The organism is Caldifarcimen microaerophilum (assembly GCF_055387105.1).
Map to the genome: position 1 here is coordinate 1561788 of NZ_AP038914.1, position 16487 is coordinate 1578274.

Below are 16487 nucleotides of genomic sequence, written 5' to 3' on the forward strand. Positions count from 1 at the left end.
AAAGGTCTTCACACCGCTCGGTCACCGCACCAGGATTTTCTCCCGGTAGGTCCGGGACCCTGCCTCCACCCTCAGGAAATACACCCCCGACGGCGCGCCCGCAAGAACGAGCCGCAGCGGATGCACACCCGCACCCAGCACACCGTAATCCTCCCTCACCACCACACGTCCCAGCGCATTCATCACCTTCACACGCACCGGCACCGCACGCCCAAGCACCAGACGCACCTGCGCCACATCATCCACCACCTTCCGCGCAAGATACACACCCTCACGCTCCACCGTCATCCCCGCAACACCTCCCTTCACCGCACCCGGGCTGAACCGAATCGTCAACCCCTGCTCCGGATGCCCACTGTACGAACCGTTATACGTCACCTGCAATCCCGTTCCGCTTCCCCCCTGAATCCCCACCGTCGCACTCGTCACCGTCCCGCTCATCCGTCCATACGAAAAATGCACCGTCCCGTTCGCATCCAGAATCACTTCAAACGTGTAACTCGCCACATCGTCCCGGTACCGGTGCAGATTCTCAAACAGAAACACCACACGGCTCGAACTCACCGCCTTCGCATACACCCGGCTCCCTCTCGAATTGTACGCCGTCAGATCATCCCAGAACGGCGCAAGAAAATAGCTGTACGACCCGTTCGGAATCGGACCGTTGCTGTACGGATCCGCCGCCGTCGTGAAAAACATCACCCCGTTCGACGACACGTACACCCGGTTGAAACTCTGACCGTAAAAGTTCACGCTGAAGGGCAGACTCACCCACTTGCCCACATCGTCCCCGTTGATCCCCAGATCCGTCCACGTGTTGTCCCGGTTGTACCACAGATAGCCCGGACCTCCCGGAATGTGCGAGTCGATCCACGTGTAGCCCCCCGCATCCGGACCACCCTGGTGCCCCGACGAACTCTTCGGCGCCTTGAAGTAAATCGTGCTTCCCGCATCCGGATGCCCACCGTTCGATCCATTGTACGTCACCTGCAGCGCAATCGATCCGTCCTGAATCCCCACCGTCGAACTCGTCACCGTCCCCGAAAGCGTCTTGTACGAAATGTACACGTCCCCGTTCTTCACCAGAATCACCTGGAAGGTGTAGCTCACCGTCGAATCCCCGTACCGACGGGCATTCCGCCACTCAATCACAAACTTGTCCGATCCCACCGAGCCATAGTACACATAGCTCCCCTGACTGTTGTGCACCGTCAGATCATCCCAGAAAGCCGCAATCATCCGCCCCGCCGAGCTCATGGGAAGCTTCGAATTGCTGTACGGGTTCACCGACGCCGGATTCCCAAACTGCAGCACGCCGTTCGACCCCACGATCACCTGGGTGAAGGTCTGCCCATAAAAAGGAAAGGCAAAGGGCAGGTTCAGGGTCACCTCGGCATCATCCCCGTTCAGCGACGACCGGGTGCTCACCGTGTACCAGGTGAACTGCGGCCCACCTGACGTGTGGGAATCAATCCAGGTGTACCCAAACTTGTCCGGACCACCCTTGTGGTTGCCCTGATTCGGCGGGGGAGGCGGCGGAGGCGGGTTGTTTCCGCCTCCCTGAGCAGCCTGAACGGCCGCATAGGCATCCACCCGACCATACCCAAACTGACGGTCCCAGCCGGACGGGCCGAGGTCCACCGCCGTGTTCCGGAGGATATCCCGGGCCTGCTGGTTGGTGAGGCTGGGGTTGACGGAGAAGATCAGGCCGGCCACACCCGCCACATGGGGTGAAGCCATGGACGTTCCGGACATGTTCTGATATCCATTGGGATAAACCGTGGACAGGATATTGCTTCCGGGTGCCACCACTTCCTGGGCCGAACCGTAGTTGGAATAGGAGGCCAGGGACGTGGAGGACGCCAGGGCACCCACGGCCACCACCGAAGAGTAGGCGGCCGGATAGGACACGCTGGAACGGCCGTCGTTTCCGGAAGCCGCGATCAGGAGAACCCCGTTGTTGTACGCATAATCACAGGCACTCTGGAGGGTAGAGTTGCTGTAGGGGCCTCCCAGACTCATGTTGGCGGCCTTCACACCATACTGCACCGTCGCCCGGATGGCATCGGCAATGTCCGTGTAAGAACCCGAACCGGACTCACTCAGGGCACGGAAGGACAGAAGGGTCACCCGGGCCATGCCGGCAATCCCCGTCCCGTTGTTGATTTCCGCTGCGATGGTTCCCGCCACGTGGGTACCGTGGTCCTCGTTGGAGGCATCCGGATAGGGGTCGGAGTCCCTGTCCACAAAGTCATAACCCTTGGTGGAACCAAAGCTGGGCGCGAGGTCCGGATGATCATACTGAACGCCCTGATCAATGACCGCCACCTTCACACCGCGGGAGCCCAGCGTGATGTCCCAGGCCTGAGGGGCGTTGATGGCCTGGGGTCCCCACTGCTGACTCCAGTACGAATCGTTGGGCGTGAGAAAAACGGTGGCCCACATGTCGGGCTCGGCGTATTCCACCCGGGGATCCTTCATCACCCGTTCCAGATAGGCCAGGGCGGTTTCCTTGTCCGCCTTGGGCAGACGAACCACCACCCAGTTCCCCCCCGTGCGGGAATATTTCACCACTTCCACCGCCCCCGCTGCAAGGAGGAAGCTTTCCACCTGCGCCTTGGACTGGGCCACGGGATAGTCATCCCGGAATTTCACAACGATATGATCCGGGATGGCGTGGGCCCAGAAGTCTGGATCTGCCGCGTGCTGATAAACGGGCAGATCCTGCGCCTTCTTCAGGACGACCGGATCGGAGATGTTCCATCCCGCCGCGGCGAGCAGGATGGCGAGATAGACAGACCCTACCATGGACAACCTCCTGATTTGAAAGGGCCCGAAAAAAACGATAGGCCACGCTTCATCATTTTTTAATATAGTCATTTCCCCCCTGTTTGTCAACCCCCCTCCTCCGGCGGGAGGGTCCGGCAGAGCCCCTGAAAGACCGATGGATCGGGCAATTTCTTGACATTTTCCCGCCCAGCGTGTATCCTTCAGCATCCCCCAACAACAAGGAGTGGAATCATGCATCGGGTCAAACTTTTCATTCCGGGTCCCACCGAGGTGCGGGAGGAGGTGCTGGAAGCCCTGCACCATCCCATGATCGGGCACCGTTCTCCGGCTTTTTCCGATCTCATGGATCGGGTGCTCACCAAGCTCCACCGTGTCCTCATGACCGATCATCGTATCCAGATCCACACATCATCCGGATCAGGACTCATGGAAGCGGCCATCCGGAACTTTGTGGAGAAGGACGTCCTCGTGACCACCATCGGCGCCTTCGGCGAGCGCTGGGCCCGCATCGCCCGGTCCAATGGGAAAAACACCGACGTTCTCTCGGTGGAGTGGGGGAAGGCCATCTCGCCGGAGATGCTCCAGGATGCGGTGAAGAAAAAACACTATGAGGCGGTGTGCATCACCCACAACGAAACGTCCACCGGGGTGATGAACCCCCTGAAAGAACTGGCGGACGCCGTGAAGGACGTGTCTCCAGACACGCTCATCCTGGTGGATGCGGTGAGCTCCATGTTCGGTGCCCCCCTCTATTTCGGGGACTGGCAGCTGGATTTTGTCCTGACAGGGTCCCAGAAAGCCCTGGCCCTCCCTCCGGGTCTTGCCATTGGCGTGATCAGCGAGAACGCCTTTGAAAAAGCCCAGACGGTGAAGGACCGGGGCTATTATTTTGACCTGGTGGAGATGCAGAAATACATCGACGAACGTCGCCAGACGCCCACCACGCCGGCCGTTTCCCTCTTCTATGCCCTGGACGTCCAGCTGGACCGGATTCTGGAAGAGGGGATGGAAGCCCGATGGGAACGCCACCGTCAGATGGCCGAGATCACCCGGGAATGGGCACGCAAATATTTTGATCTGTTTGCCGATCCTGAGCATCTTTCCTGGACGGTGACCACCGTGGCCAACACCAGGGGGATCTCCGTGGCCGAACTCAACCAAGAACTCGAGAAGCGGGGCTTCACCATTTCCAACGGGTATGGGAAACTGAAGGAAAAGACCTTCCGGATCGGGCACATGGGAGACCTCACGCCCGCTGAGGTCCAGGAACTCCTTCTGAACATCGAATCCATCCTGGGACTGGAGTGAGACCATGGCCCGTGTCCTGGTGTCCGATCCCGTTCATCCCGACGGGCTGGCCCGGCTCCGGGAGCAGGGTCACGAGGTGGTTCAGGTTCTCTCCGGAGATGTGGACGATCTCGTCAAGGCCCTGGAGGATGCCGAGGCCTGGCTGGTCCGGAGCCGAACGAAAGTCACCGCGGATCTTCTTGCCCGTGCCCCCCGGCTCAAGATCATCGTGCGGGTGGGGGTGGGGCTCGACAACATCGATGTGGATGCCGCCTCGGAGCGGGGCATCCTGGTGACCAACACGCCCCGCGCCACCACCGTCTCTGTGGCGGAGTTCACCCTCGCTTTGATGTTCTCCCTCCTTCGAGAAATCCCTCAGGCCACCTGGAGTCTTCGGGAGGGGCGGTGGGAAAAGAAGCGCTTGATCGGCGCGGAACTTCAGGGAAAAACATTGGGGATTCTTGGCCTGGGACGCATCGGTCTGGAAGTTGCCCGGCGTGCACGGACGCTGGGAATGGACGTTCTGGGATACCGGCGGTCTCCCCTTTCCCCGGACGAAATCCGGATAGGCATTCGCCCGGCATCCCTGGATGAGCTTCTTTCCGGGAGCGACATCGTCTCCATCCATCTCCCCCTTACCCCCGAAACCCGGCATCTTCTTTCGCGGGAGCGTTTCCAGCAGATGAAACGGGGGACGTGGATCGTGAACACATCCCGGGGAGGGATCGTGGACGAACACGCGTTGCTCGAAGCCCTTGAAAACGGGACGGTGGAAGGAGCTGCCCTGGATGTGTTTGAAACCGAACCCCCGCCCCCCGACCATCCCCTTCTCCGTCACCCCCGGGTGATCGCCACCCCCCACATCGCGGCCCAGACCGAAGAGGCCCAGCGTCGGGCAGCCCTCGAAGCGGCCGAGAAGATTATCGCCACGCTCGGGGGGGACGATGCCCTCGGTTGAGCCCCTCTCAGGGGTCTGGATCGCACACCGTTCGGATTTCCCCTTTATCCGCCTGGAGGACTATTACGACACGTTGAGTCAGTCTCCCCCGGATGCCTGGGTGCGTGTGTTCCACTCGGGCTTTGAAGCAGAGGGATTCTCCCGGATCTCCGAGCCCGCGGTGATCCTCCACGAGCATGCTTTCCGGGTGGGGCGATCCCACCATTTCCGGGTGAGCCTGTGGCTCTCCTATCGGTTTGGAGAAGGCACCTTCCGTCACCAGAATCACGAGAAGACCTTCCCGGAGGGCGTGGCCACCTATGCCAGGCTCTATCAGGAGATGGGCTCAATTCCCGACGGGGTGTTCCTCCTGGCAGACATGGAATACGCCGAGGTGGAACAGCTTTATCACCAGGCCCGCAGCACCTCCCCCTTCCTGGACTTCCGGGACCGCTTTGGGGAGCGCCATCGCTTTTTCCTCCTCCCCGCACGCGTGTGGGACCGCTTTGCCCTCAAACCCACCCTGGTGGTGGCTGACGGTCACCACCGGATGGCGGCGAGTGAGCAGCTGTTTCAGGAGGGCTATGAGGTGCGCCGACCGGTGGCTCTGGTGAGTCTGCGGGATCCGGGCCTGGTGATTCTGCCCACCCATCGGCTCATGGAAGGGCCTCTGTCCACCGACCTGATGGAACGCCTTTCTCCCTGGTTTGAGGTCCGGGAACACCCCGAACCCGTTTTTGAAGCCAAGAAACGAGAACTCTGGTTCGTCACCCGGGAAACCGCCTGGCAGATCCGGGAAAAGCCGGGGCTCCCCCACCGCGAGCATATCCCGGGTCGCCCCGACACCTATGTCCGTCTGGAGACCGCCGTCCTCCACGAGGTGATCCTGCCCCTCCTCGAGGCGCAGACGGGCACCCCCTACCGGTGGGTGGCCCTTGGGAGAGACCCCCACTCCCTGTGGGAAAAGATGCAGGAAGGCCAGTTCCTTGTGGTGCTTCCTCCCACGCTGCCCCGGGAGGTGTATGAGATCGCCCGGGCGGGACTCACCATGCCTCCCAAATCCACCGACTTCTATCCGAAACTGGTGGCCGGAGTGATCTGGGCACCGCTCTCCCGGTGATTCTCACCGCACCGCCCGTTTCCGTTTCTTCTCAAGAAGAGCCTGGTCCAGCTTCGAAAGGGTGGGCGCCACATCATCGGGGGTTTGCAGGGGGCCGGACACCACGATCGTCGCCCCCACCTGAACCGGACCGCGAGAGGTGGTCACCGGGTTTGCAAAGGCTTCTTCGGCCCGCCTGCGGGGATCGGGGGCACCCGTCACGATGAGAAATTCGTCCCCACCATACCGGATGACGAGGTCTTTTCCCTTAAACCGGGAAACGAGACGCTCGGCCACCGCCCGGAGAACCTCGTCCCCCACCTCGTGCCCCAGGCGATCGTTGATGGCTTTGAATCCATCCAGATCAAGAAACAGGAGAAAAGGGCGTTCCCCTTCTTTCAACCGTTCCCGCAGAAGGGCGAAACCCCACCGCCGGTTCCAGACCCGGGTGAGGGGATCCCGTTCACGAAAAGCGATTTCGTGATGAAGAAGATATCCCAGAAACAGGGTCAACGCAAGCCCACCCGCATGAAGAAGAACCTCCCGCCAGGGTGTCCCTGATCCCACCGACAGCATCAACAGGATCCATCCGTACCCCACGAGGAGGACAGACCGGCGCCAGGACCAGAACGACAGATGGGTCCCATACAGGGAAACCACCTTGAGATACAGGAGAAAAAGAAAGGGACTTTCCAGCCCCCCTGTCAGGCGGAGCAGGGAAACGATCAGTGCACCGTCGACAAACAGGATGGCCCACCGGAGAAAACGCTGCGGAAGTGCAAAAAAGACGAGAACCATGCCCCAGAGAACGTTGCACCCTGCGAGAACAAGGGTTTTCCCAGGAAGGGGGTACCCCAGAAGGTGAAGGAGGGCCAGCCCCCCACCGCCCACCATCCACACAAATCCCGCCAGCTTCTGCCCCTCCCGGGAAAGGAACTGCATGGCTTCTTCAGAGGATATAGCGCTCCGCTTCTTCCGGTCCCGTGAGCATCTGAAGCCGTTTCTCCACGAATGCTGTGTCAATCCGGATCTCCAGGGTCCCCGGTTTGGGAAGGTCAAAGAGGAGATCCTCCATCATCCAGCCCATCACGGTGTGGAGACGCCGCGCACCGATGTTCTCATGGCGCTGATTGGCCTCATACGCATAGGCGGCGATTCGGCGAAGGGCATCCTCCGTGAAGGTGAGATCCACCCCCTCCACCCGGAACAGGGCCTGGTATTGCCGAACCAGGGAGTTGTGCGGTTCGGTGAGAATGCGAAAGAGATCCTCTTCAGACAGAGGCGACAGTTCCACCCGGAGGGGAAGACGCCCCTGAAGTTCCGGGATCAGGTCGGAAGGGCGACTCTGCTCAAAAGCCCCCGCGGCGATAAACAGGATGTGCTCGGTGTTCACAGGTCCGATGCGCGTCCGAACCGTGGTCCCCTCCACAATCGGGAGAAGATCCCGCTGCACCCCCTCCCGGGACACGTCGGCCCCCACCACCTCTCCCCGTCGGGTGATCTTGTCAATCTCATCCAGGAAGACGATGCCCGCATTTTCCGCAAGTTCCCGGGCTTCTTCCCGGAGGGTGTCAGGCCGGACGATCTGATCCAGCGCCTCTTCTTCCAGGAGTGCCCGGGCTTCCCGCACCGGCACTTTCCGGCGCTCCCGCATTGGAGGGAAGAGGCCACGCAGGTTTTCCATCAGGGTTTCCTGAAATTCTTCCATCCCCGGGGGAGCCATCATCTGGAAGGGCGGCTCACCGGTCACCTCCACCTCCACCAGCACGTCATCCAGGTCGCCTCGCCGGAGCTTGTCCAGGAGTTCCCCCTGGGTGAGGGACGCAAAGGAGGGGTCCCGGGAAAGGCCCGCGAGAAGGCGGCGTTCGACCTCGGAGCGAACGGTCTGGGCATGGCGCTCCTTCTGGACTTTGCGCACCAGGTGAAGGGCGGCATCCGCAAGATCCCGGATGATGCTTTCCACGTCCCGCCCCACATATCCCACTTCCGTGAACCGGGTGGCCTCCACCTTGACGAAGGGGGCCTGGACGATCTGGGCGACCCGTCGGGCGATCTCGGTCTTGCCCACCCCCGTGGGGCCGATCATCAGGATGTTGCTGGGATAGATTTCCCGTGCTTCCTCCGGAGGGAGCTGAAGGCGGCGCCAGCGGTTGCGAAGGGCCACCGCGACGGTTTTCTTCGCGGCGTCCTGACCGACGATATAACGATCCAGCGCCGCGACGATCTCGCGGGGCGGGGGAACGGAGAATCGCAGGGCCATCAGCGACGCTTTCCGGAGGCGAGGCTCCGCTTGATGAAACTCCGAACCAGGAGTTTGATCATGGCCTCCAGGGTTTTGAACACCCCCTTGCCCTGCACGGCCACCGCTTCAAAGGCGGGAAAACGATAGGGATTGAGACGCTTCTGAAGTTCATCCAGAGGCATGGCGTCCGGAATGTCCCGCTTGTTATACTGGATCACGATGGGAATCCGCACCAGACCATAGGCCTTCAGGGTTTCCACCAGCTCCTTGAAGGACTGGACGTTATCCCGCAGACGGGCCCGGGAAGAGTCCACCACAAAGATCACACCGTCTGCTCCCTTGAGCACCATTTTCCGGGTGGCTTTGTAAAAGTACTGGCCGGGAACCGTATAGAGATAGAAACGGGTTTTGAATCCCTTGATGATCTCGATCTCGATGGGGAGAAAGTCAAACACCAGCGTTCGTTCCCCTTCCGTGTCGATCGTCACGAGATCCCCCTTGGGACCGGGATAGCGGGCGTGGATCTGCTTGATGTTGGTGGTCTTTCCACTCACCGCAGGGCCGTAATACACGATCTTGAATCGGATTTCGCGCTTTCGGGCGTCAATGATCATGGTCAGGATTCCTCGCCGAAGAGATCTCCCTCATCCTCAGAAAGGGCAAAGTCCTCAATGAAGCGCATGAGCTCTTCTTCTTTCCATTCGCCGAAGAACTGCTGGAGGTCCACGTTGGCCGGAGCGAAGGCCTCGATCTCCTCAATCTGGCGGGCGGTGCGTTTGGCCTCCGAGAGAATCAGTCCCAGACGGACGTCATTGGAGGTCACCAGGAAAAGAAGGGTGTCTTCACCGGCTTCCAGAATGAGCACCATGCGGTCATCCCCGCGGATATAGACTTCCTTGAGCGTCCCCCCCTTGAGCTCGTTGAGCACGTTGCCCCCCAGGGCGGAAATGGCGGCGGAAAGGGCCGCAAGGGTTTCCTCTTCCACCCCGGGCCTGAGCACGGAGGCCGCGCAGATGCCCTGCGCCGTGATCACCGCGGCGGATTCCACAACCGGGTTGCGCTGGACAAACTCTTTCAAAATGTCTTCGTAGGTCATCTCCGCCATAGCGGTACCTCCCCGTTTCGCGTCCGACCTTTATTATACGCACATCGCATCCCCCTGTCAAGAATCGCCCGGGACGTTTGGAATTTTCACCCGCGGGACCGTATAATTCTCGGCGATGACAAACCTGAAAGCACTGGATTTGCCGGAACTCGTGGAATTCTTCCGGGCACGGGGTGAACCCGCGTGGCGGGCCCACCAGGTGTTTCGCTGGATCTGGCGGAAAGGGAGCACAGATCCTCTGGAGTGGACGGACCTCCCCCGAACGCTCCGGGAAAGCCTGGCCCAGGGCGTCCGGGTGTCCGTCCTGAAGGCCGAACACGCCGCTGCATCCCGGGATGGGACAGTCAAGTTCATGTTTGCTCTGGAGGATGGAAACCGGGTGGAAACCGTCTGGATTCCCGACGGAGATCGCCGAACGGTGTGCGTCTCCTCCCAGGTGGGATGCGCTCTGGGATGCACCTTCTGTGCGACGGGTCTCCTGGGCCTCACCCGCAACCTGAAAGCCCACGAAATCGTGGATCAGGTGCTCCAGGCAAGCCTCCTCATGAAGGAACGCGCCACGAACGTGGTGTTCATGGGCATGGGGGAACCTTTCCAGAACTGGCCGGAGGTCCGGAAAGCCCTGGTCATGCTCATGCGTCATATCGGGCTCAATCTGGGCGCCCGCCGGATCACGGTCTCCACCGTGGGGATTCCCCGGGTCATCCGGGAGTTCGCCCGTTTCCCCCGTCAGGTTCGCCTCGCCCTCTCCCTCCACAGCGCCATCCAGGAAAAGCGGGAGCAGATCATTCCCCTGGCCCGCCGCTTCTCCCTGGATGAGATTCTGGATGCCCTGTGGGACTATTACGAGACCCAGCGGCGGTGGGTGACCTTTGAATACATCCACCTCCCCGGTTTCAACGATGGACCGGAGGACATCGAGGCCCTGGTTCGTGCCGGTCGGAAGGTCCCCAGCAAGGTGAACGTCATCCCCTTCAACCCCTACCCGGGGCTTCCCTTCCGCGCTCCGGATCTCGAAGAGACAGAAGCCTTTGTGGCCCGACTCCGCCGGAAGTTTCCCCATCCGGTCACCTTTCGCCGTCCCCGGGGGCGGGACGTGTTCGGAGCCTGTGGCCAGCTGGCCCTCACCGTCCGGAAGCAGGAGGTTTCTTCGTGAACACCGTCATGACGGCCCTGGTGGTGGCGATTCTGTTTGTGCTGGGCTATGTTGTGTTCCTGTATAACCGTCTGGTGACCTGGCGCCAGCGGGTCCAGAACGCCTGGTCCCAGATTGACGTTCAGCTCAAGCGCCGGCGGGACCTCATTCCCAACCTCGTGGAAACCGTGAAGGGGTACATGAAACACGAGCGGGAACTCCTGGAAAAGATCGCCGAACTCCGGAGCCAGGCCCTTCAGGCCCGAACCATGCAGGAACTCGGGGAAACAGAAGGCCAGATTTCCGCCCTCATGGGCCAGCTGTTCGCGGTGGTGGAGAACTATCCGGAGCTCAAAGCGAGCCAGAACTTCCTCCAGCTCCAGGAAGAACTGGTCCACACCGAAAACAAAATCGCCTTCGCCCGGCAGTTCTACAACGATTCCGTGATGCGCTACAACACCCTTCTGGAGGTGTTCCCCTCCAATCTGATTGCTCGAACCTTCGGTTTTCAGAAGGCCGATTTCCTGCTCTTCCCCGAAGACCGGGGAACGGTGGACGTGAGGTTCTGAGATGGAAGACCTGTTCTCTTCTCGAACCCTCTGGATCGTGGGGGGTGGAGGGCTTCTGGGCCTCATCGTGTCTCTCTTCTGGTATACCGGGGGCCAGATCCAGGCCCTCCGCCAGAAGGCGGAAGAAGAACGGCAGCATCTCCGGGAACTCATGCACCGGACCATCGCCGTGGCACGAAAGCTCCTGAAGCTCATGGAACCCTATCGGGAACACTTCACGGAAGAGGAAACGCGCATCTTCCGGTCCATGGAGGAGAGTCTCCACAACCTTTCCCGGATGAAAGAAGACAGCGAGTTCCGGTTCGCGGAGGAGGCGTTTCTCCAGGTGGCCGTTGCGGTGGCGATGGAGGTGGCCTCCGCCCACAGGCACCGGTTCACGAAGCAGGACGAGCAGGAAACCCTGGCCCAGCTCCTCCAGGAATGGACCTATCTGGACGACGCCCTGGATGTGGCCGAACGGGCATACAACCGGGCGGCCCGGGCCCACAACACCTGGTGCACGCTTTTTCCCTTCAGCCTGGTGGCCTTCTGGACCGGCGCCCGGCCCCTGCCTCTGTTTGAGATGGAGGGGGACGTGGAAGGTTCCTTTCGCCTCGCCTATCGGAAGGCCCACCCGAGCTCTCCCGAGAATCGGGGTTGACCATGGCCCGGTTCCTGACGGTCAACCTGTATGAGATTCAGGACCGGAACCGATGGCGGACTTTCTTCCTTCTGTTTTTCTTTATGGTGCTTCTGGGGCTTCTCGGATGGACGGCCGACCAGTATGCGGGTTCGGGCGGCGCCCTCACGGTGTTCGCCCTCCTGTATGCGGGCATCCAGAGTCTGGTGAGTTATTTCTGGGGTGACCGAATGGTTTTGAAGATGGTTTCGGCCGTCCCTGCCAATCCCGGCATCCCCAAGGAACGGGAACTCCTCCACGTGGTGGAGGAGATGGCCATTGCCGCGGGACTCCCCATGCCGAAGGTCTATGTGATCCCGGATCCCTCGCCCAACGCCTTTGCCACCGGCCGGGACCCCGAACACGCCTCGGTGGCCGTCACCCAGGGGCTTCTGGATCTCATGAACCGGGAAGAACTGCAGGGGGTGATCGCCCACGAGATCTCCCACATCCGGCACCGGGACATTCTGGTGATGACCCTGGCGGCCACCCTTGCCGGCGCCATTGTGGTGCTTGCCGATCTCATGCGGCGCTGGATGTTCTATGCCCCTCCCCGTCGTTCCCGATCTTCCCGGAGGCAGGGAGGCGGCGGGGGAGGCCTGGTGATCCTGGCCCTGATTCTGGTGGTGCTCGCACCCCTCATCGCCCGGCTTCTGGCTCTGGCCGTCTCCCGGGCCCGGGAATACCTGGCAGACGCCGGCGCGGCCGAACTCACCCGCAACCCTCTGGGACTTGCCCGTGCCCTGGAAAAAATCGCCCTTTCCCCTCCCATGAAAATCTCCACCACGTCCACTGCGCACCTGTTTATCGCCGATCCCACTCACCGCGGGCTTTCCAGCCCCCATGGTTCTCTCTGGTCCAGCCTGTGGACCACCCATCCTCCCATCACGGAACGCATCGCCCTTCTCAAAGCCATGGCCGGCATGCAATCGGTGGGAGATCGCGAAACAGGAGGTTCATCATGATGTTTCTTGCCTTCCTGGTGGGTCAGATTTCCCTCTGGGGAAGCCAGACCTATCCCGGAGCCACAGGCGCATCGCCGTATTCCGATTTCACCGGAGACGGGGTGATCGATGTGGTCGCCACATACACCGATACGTCCACATATGCGCTGGATTCCCTCGTGCTCTATGACGCGCTCACCCTCAACCACCTGGGCACCTATCTGCCCGATCCGGGTTACTCCAGCGGGTATCTTTCACCTCTTCCCGGCGCGGGACGGGTGCTGTTTGTGGAATACGATTACACCTATCCCACCTATGGCCTCCGGTTCCGGGTGTATGAAAACTTTACCCAGCCCGTGTTCACCTCTCCCGACTTCACCGCCGACCGGTCGGTGATTCTGTGGGTGGGCGATTTCACCGGCGACGGGGCGGTGGACATCGTGGTGTCCCTGGTGAACTCCGCAACGGGCGCAGAGGTCCGGGTCTACACCACACCCTGGACGGGCGTGACGGAAAGGACACCGCAGGTGGGGGAATCCCGGAAGGATGTGGCGCTGCGTCGCGGAAGTCCCTTTCCCCTTTTGGGAGCAGGCCGGCTGGTGGTCCTGGATTCGGAAGGGCGAAAAGTTCTGGATCGGCATGGTTCGGGGGGGCAGGGACTGCTCCCCGTGAACCTTCCGCCGGGTGTGTATGTCTATACCCTTGAGCAGCAGGGAACCCTCAAAGGAGGCCGGCTTTGGGTGGCACCCTGATGTGGATGCTGGTGCTGGACCTCGGGTGGTCTGGCATGGTGGGCCTTCAGTCTTCTCTAGCCTTCTGGGATGATGAGGGACAGGTGGTGGAGCGCCGGATGGACATCCAGCGGGTGGCGGCCGGCATCTGGGGCTACGGCCTGGATGAAGGGTATGTGGACTGGGGGGTGTACCTCCAGGGGATGTGTTTCAAGATCGACACGACATCCACCTGTTCCGGAGAATGGGTGGCCCTCCAGTATTCCCGTGCCCTTCCCCTCGCCGATCAGATGATCCTGTTGCGATTTCTTCTCGGATGGGATCTCTTCCAGCAGCCCTACCAGATGCGGGCCCTTCAGCACACCAGTTCGTCCGTCAACCAGTCCTGGCTGGACCGGTTTCAGGATTACCGTCAGGGGGCCGCCTTTCTGGGGCTTTCTTCCCGCTGGCTCTTCACCACGGATCCGGCCCACCGGTTCTTTGCCGGGCTGGATGTCCTGTTCAACTTCCCGGAGGGCCAGATCGGCCGGGAAACCCGCCTCTACGGATTTCTAGAAGGCTCCATCGGGGAGCGCGTGGGGGCGGGGGTCCGGATGGGCATGGCCTATCAGGCCGCTGAAGACCTGGGGACCTGGCTTCTGGAAGACTCCCTGGGGAACCAGGACACCGTGGAGATCCTGCTTCCCTCGTCCCGGGTGTTCTATGCCGTCCCTTACGTCTTTGCCCGGACCGACTTCGGCGAAGTGCGTCTCTGGTTCGGCCTTCCCGGAAGGATTCCCTACACGGTGGAGGGACCGGGGTTTGCCGGGATGGGCATGCCGCGGCAGACCTGGGGCCTTTCGCTGGAGGTGATCAAAAGTCCGCTTTTTGCGGAATTCCGGAGGGGAAGGTGGAAGTGAATCGGGGCGGGCGGATTCGAACCGCCGACCTCCTGGTCCCGAACCAGGCGCGCTAACCAGGCTGCGCTACGCCCCGGATGCCCTCTCATGATAGGGGCAGGAGAGGGAACTTTCAACTTTCGGGCGGCGAAAACAGACCGATCAGGATACGCGCCTGGGCCCTGTTCTCCACAGACCTCAGGACGACGTAAAGCGACCCCGGTGGCAGAGACGTAACAACAGGCTGGGCCATCGGCGACAGGACCTCACCGTATCGGGGCGGCCCGGGATCCCCCTGAAGATACCGACGGTATCCCTCCTCATTCATCCACATGCCGTGGATACCCTGTCCCTCCACGAAGATGACAAAGTCCCGGACATCGCTGAACTCGGTATCGCGGATGTGGGAAAAAGGGGATGTCACCAGCGAGTCCATCCAGATCTCTCCCGTCGGAGCGGAAAGCAAAACCTCACGAAAATCGCCTTCCCGATAGCCCTCTGGATCTTCCCACACCCAGCTCACTGTGACCGGCTCTTCAGGATGAAACCGGGCGGCCTCCAGCCGTATCCACAGATCGAATGTCTCGCCCGCCCGAAACGGGCGTTCATAGACCACAATCCAGGTCGTGGTTCCCTGCGTAAAGGAGATTTCCTGAAGCACGCCCGCATGATCCCCATAGAGCCGGAGACGGATGAACCCGAAGGAGGGATAGAGCCATGCACCTCTCCAGTGCACCCAGCTCTCTGGGCCCATGGGCGGGCATCCCAGCAACACCAGTGCCACAAACACCCCTATCCCACGGCCCCAGCGCATGGAACTCCTCCTCGTTGTGTATTTATATCCTCTGGTCTGCGCGGGGAATTGTCAAGGACAAACCCTCTGAAGTTCACCCATGAGTTCGGACACCTGGGTAGATGGATTGGATGAACGTGTGGTGGACACGTTGAATCAAGGATCTCCATTCTTTGAGCGGCAATCGCCATTTCTTCTCAAGCAGGATAAAAGGTCCGGAAAAGCGTTTCCATCTTGCAGAGCCTGTACGACGGAGAAGTTCCTGACGCACCTCTCCTCCAAGAAGCAGCACAATGCCGTAGACCAGGAGCATAAATCCTACCAGCTTTTCCATCACCGCTTGTTTCTTGCTCATCACATCTCCCAACCCCAGCAGGCTTTTCATGTCCCAAAACGTCCTCAATCTCCATCCGCCTGCGGTACAACCGCAGCGCTTCTTCAGGCTCCAGTGTGGTCATCAGCCACAGGGGTTCCTTCTGGCCCCACTCCCACACCCCGATAACGTTGACCTCCACTTCCCCACGGTATCGCAGCCCCCGAAAGACCACTTTTTCTCCAACAGGACATGTGAGATGGACCTTTCGTCCCTCGGCGTCCAGAAAAACCGGAGGACGGGATCCCATTCTCAAGCGGATCACGAAATTCATCCCCGCTTCCCGCAGATGGCGCAGGAGAGTCGTATAGCTGAATTCCCGGTCCATCACAAGGGGACGATTTCCAGAGAACCTTCCAGGAAAGAAGCGTCTGGATGTGGACGGCATTTCGTGAGCTTCCCGTATCTTTGAAGGTTCTTGAAGAGAAGGTGGTCATGGCAAAGGGGATGGCGCGTCCTCGCAGAGGGGCGGCGAGAACGAGGAGCCAGAAGCCGCGGGTTTTGCCATCTTTCAGGGTTCCGACGTATTCTGTCTTGCGGGCCTGGGGTCTTTCGATTTCGGTGACGTCAGCGATCACGAAGGGAGCGGTTTCGGGGAAAAGCCTCCAGAGGGTTTCATGGGGATTAAAATGTTCGAGGAAGCGCTGGATACGCTTATACGCGGCGCTTTCAGAAACGCCTTTCATCTTGCGAGCCATGGAAGAGATACGGAGTGACCGGGCGTCCAGGAGAGCATATCCGATTTCCGTTGCTCGTTCTGCAAAGCGAGGATCCGGAAAAAGAACTTGCATGAACGACTTCAGGGGTATAAACTTCCTCATGGGGATCCTCCTTTCTTTTCGTTGTTTCTTGTTCAGCAGGGAAAGTATACAGCTTTCCCCCGGAGGATCCCCACCTCCCTTTCGCCCCTGTCCGAACTCTTGTCCGGAGGCCAGGGGAAAACCCT

16 protein-coding genes, 1 tRNA gene and 1 pseudogene are annotated in these 16487 nt (G+C 60.6%); 9 read left to right on the top strand and 9 right to left on the bottom strand.

Translation table 11 applies throughout. The features are described 5' to 3' along the window. Positions 1-21: 21 nt before the first annotated feature. Positions 22-2808, bottom strand: coding sequence for a S8 family serine peptidase (locus AC6HU3_RS07340; protein WP_497473122.1), 2787 nt, complete (start codon positions 2806-2808; stop codon positions 22-24). Between the two features lie 213 nt (positions 2809-3021). On the opposite strand from AC6HU3_RS07340, the gene AC6HU3_RS07345 reads away from it, so the two are divergent. Genes AC6HU3_RS07345 through AC6HU3_RS07355 form a run of 3 tightly spaced genes read left to right on the top strand, consistent with a single transcriptional unit; the run spans position 3022 to position 6134 of the window. Next, positions 3022-4098: a pyridoxal-phosphate-dependent aminotransferase family protein gene (locus AC6HU3_RS07345; RefSeq protein ID WP_497473123.1), complete on the top strand. Its 1077-nt coding sequence runs from the start codon at positions 3022-3024 to the stop codon at positions 4096-4098. A 4-nt stretch (positions 4099-4102) separates the two neighbouring features. Then, positions 4103-5035: a hydroxyacid dehydrogenase gene (locus AC6HU3_RS07350; RefSeq protein WP_497473124.1), complete on the top strand. Its 933-nt coding sequence runs from the start codon at positions 4103-4105 to the stop codon at positions 5033-5035. After that, entirely contained in the window at positions 5022-6134 is a 1113-nt protein-coding gene (locus tag AC6HU3_RS07355; protein ID WP_497473125.1) for a DUF1015 family protein, read from the top strand. The genes AC6HU3_RS07350 and AC6HU3_RS07355 overlap by 14 nt, the downstream gene beginning before the upstream one ends. 3 nt (positions 6135-6137) lie before the next feature. Here the strand turns inward: AC6HU3_RS07355 and AC6HU3_RS07360 are convergent, their stop codons facing one another. Genes AC6HU3_RS07360 through AC6HU3_RS07375 form a run of 4 tightly spaced genes read right to left on the bottom strand, consistent with a single transcriptional unit; the run spans position 6138 to position 9460 of the window. Continuing rightward, positions 6138-7055 carry a diguanylate cyclase gene (locus tag AC6HU3_RS07360; RefSeq protein WP_497473126.1) on the bottom strand — a complete coding sequence of 306 codons (918 nt, stop codon included), beginning with the start codon at positions 7053-7055 and terminating at the stop codon, positions 6138-6140. A 7-nt stretch (positions 7056-7062) separates the two neighbouring features. Then, complete coding sequence (gene hslU, locus AC6HU3_RS07365) at positions 7063-8373, bottom strand: ATP-dependent protease ATPase subunit HslU (protein ID WP_497473127.1); 1311 nt, start codon at positions 8371-8373, stop codon at positions 7063-7065. Further along, positions 8373-8969, bottom strand: a complete 597-nt coding sequence (locus AC6HU3_RS07370) for a GTP-binding protein (RefSeq protein ID WP_497473128.1) — start codon at positions 8967-8969, stop codon at positions 8373-8375. Before AC6HU3_RS07370 ends, hslU begins: the two co-directional genes overlap by 1 nt. A 2-nt stretch (positions 8970-8971) precedes the next feature. Further along, complete coding sequence (locus AC6HU3_RS07375) at positions 8972-9460, bottom strand: roadblock/LC7 domain-containing protein (RefSeq protein WP_497473129.1); 489 nt, start codon at positions 9458-9460, stop codon at positions 8972-8974. 115 nt (positions 9461-9575) lie between these two features. On the opposite strand from AC6HU3_RS07375, the gene rlmN reads away from it, so the two are divergent. Genes rlmN through AC6HU3_RS07405 form a run of 6 tightly spaced genes read left to right on the top strand, consistent with a single transcriptional unit; the run spans position 9576 to position 14396 of the window. Further along, positions 9576-10616, top strand: a complete 1041-nt coding sequence (gene rlmN, locus AC6HU3_RS07380) for a dual-specificity RNA methyltransferase RlmN (RefSeq protein ID WP_497473130.1) — start codon at positions 9576-9578, stop codon at positions 10614-10616. Beyond that, complete coding sequence (locus AC6HU3_RS07385; RefSeq protein WP_497473131.1) at positions 10613-11164, top strand: LemA family protein; 552 nt, start codon at positions 10613-10615, stop codon at positions 11162-11164. Before rlmN ends, AC6HU3_RS07385 begins: the two co-directional genes overlap by 4 nt. Position 11165: 1 nt before the next feature. After that, complete coding sequence (locus tag AC6HU3_RS07390) at positions 11166-11804, top strand: hypothetical protein (protein WP_497473132.1); 639 nt, start codon at positions 11166-11168, stop codon at positions 11802-11804. Positions 11805-11806: 2 nt separating this feature from the next. Next, entirely contained in the window at positions 11807-12787 is a 981-nt protein-coding gene (locus AC6HU3_RS07395) for a M48 family metallopeptidase (protein WP_497473133.1), read from the top strand. Next, positions 12784-13518, top strand: coding sequence for a hypothetical protein (locus AC6HU3_RS07400; protein ID WP_497473134.1), 735 nt, complete (start codon positions 12784-12786; stop codon positions 13516-13518). The genes AC6HU3_RS07395 and AC6HU3_RS07400 overlap by 4 nt, the downstream gene beginning before the upstream one ends. Next, on the top strand, positions 13503-14396 hold the full coding sequence (locus tag AC6HU3_RS07405; protein WP_497473135.1) for a hypothetical protein: 894 nt from the start codon (positions 13503-13505) through the stop codon (positions 14394-14396). Before AC6HU3_RS07400 ends, AC6HU3_RS07405 begins: the two co-directional genes overlap by 16 nt. A gap of 1 nt (position 14397) precedes the next feature. Here the strand turns inward: AC6HU3_RS07405 and AC6HU3_RS07410 are convergent. The 4 genes and pseudogenes from AC6HU3_RS07410 to AC6HU3_RS07425 all read right to left on the bottom strand — a co-directional run. Further along, positions 14398-14472: transfer RNA gene (locus AC6HU3_RS07410), tRNA-Pro, on the bottom strand. Positions 14473-14508: 36 nt separating this feature from the next. Next, on the bottom strand, positions 14509-15189 hold the full coding sequence (locus AC6HU3_RS07415; RefSeq protein ID WP_497473136.1) for a hypothetical protein: 681 nt from the start codon (positions 15187-15189) through the stop codon (positions 14509-14511). A 73-nt stretch (positions 15190-15262) separates the two neighbouring features. After that, complete coding sequence (locus AC6HU3_RS07420) at positions 15263-15553, bottom strand: hypothetical protein (protein ID WP_497536326.1); 291 nt, start codon at positions 15551-15553, stop codon at positions 15263-15265. Between the two features lie 52 nt (positions 15554-15605). Next, positions 15606-15929 (bottom strand): annotated as a pseudogene (locus AC6HU3_RS07425) (hypothetical protein); the annotation flags it as partial. Positions 15930-16487: the final 558 nt, after the last annotated feature.

What these genes read in the sequence shown, in the direction of transcription:
- AC6HU3_RS07345 (WP_497473123.1), top strand. Translation starts at nt 3,022, where the DNA reads ATGCATCGGGTCAAACTTTTCATTCCGGGTCCCACCGAGGTGCGGGAG.
- AC6HU3_RS07360 (WP_497473126.1), bottom strand. Translation starts at nt 7,055, where the DNA reads ATGCAGTTCCTTTCCCGGGAGGGGCAGAAGCTGGCGGGATTTGTGTGG.
- AC6HU3_RS07355 (WP_497473125.1), top strand. Translation starts at nt 5,022, where the DNA reads ATGCCCTCGGTTGAGCCCCTCTCAGGGGTCTGGATCGCACACCGTTCG.
- AC6HU3_RS07340 (WP_497473122.1), bottom strand. Translation starts at nt 2,808, where the DNA reads ATGGTAGGGTCTGTCTATCTCGCCATCCTGCTCGCCGCGGCGGGATGG.
- rlmN (WP_497473130.1), top strand. Translation starts at nt 9,576, where the DNA reads ATGACAAACCTGAAAGCACTGGATTTGCCGGAACTCGTGGAATTCTTC.
- AC6HU3_RS07390 (WP_497473132.1), top strand. Translation starts at nt 11,166, where the DNA reads ATGGAAGACCTGTTCTCTTCTCGAACCCTCTGGATCGTGGGGGGTGGA.
- AC6HU3_RS07420 (WP_497536326.1), bottom strand. Translation starts at nt 15,553, where the DNA reads ATGAAAAGCCTGCTGGGGTTGGGAGATGTGATGAGCAAGAAACAAGCG.
- AC6HU3_RS07375 (WP_497473129.1), bottom strand. Translation starts at nt 9,460, where the DNA reads ATGGCGGAGATGACCTACGAAGACATTTTGAAAGAGTTTGTCCAGCGC.
- AC6HU3_RS07370 (WP_497473128.1), bottom strand. Translation starts at nt 8,969, where the DNA reads ATGATCATTGACGCCCGAAAGCGCGAAATCCGATTCAAGATCGTGTAT.
- AC6HU3_RS07350 (WP_497473124.1), top strand. Translation starts at nt 4,103, where the DNA reads ATGGCCCGTGTCCTGGTGTCCGATCCCGTTCATCCCGACGGGCTGGCC.
- AC6HU3_RS07400 (WP_497473134.1), top strand. Translation starts at nt 12,784, where the DNA reads ATGATGTTTCTTGCCTTCCTGGTGGGTCAGATTTCCCTCTGGGGAAGC.
- AC6HU3_RS07415 (WP_497473136.1), bottom strand. Translation starts at nt 15,189, where the DNA reads ATGCGCTGGGGCCGTGGGATAGGGGTGTTTGTGGCACTGGTGTTGCTG.
- AC6HU3_RS07395 (WP_497473133.1), top strand. Translation starts at nt 11,807, where the DNA reads ATGGCCCGGTTCCTGACGGTCAACCTGTATGAGATTCAGGACCGGAAC.
- hslU (WP_497473127.1), bottom strand. Translation starts at nt 8,373, where the DNA reads ATGGCCCTGCGATTCTCCGTTCCCCCGCCCCGCGAGATCGTCGCGGCG.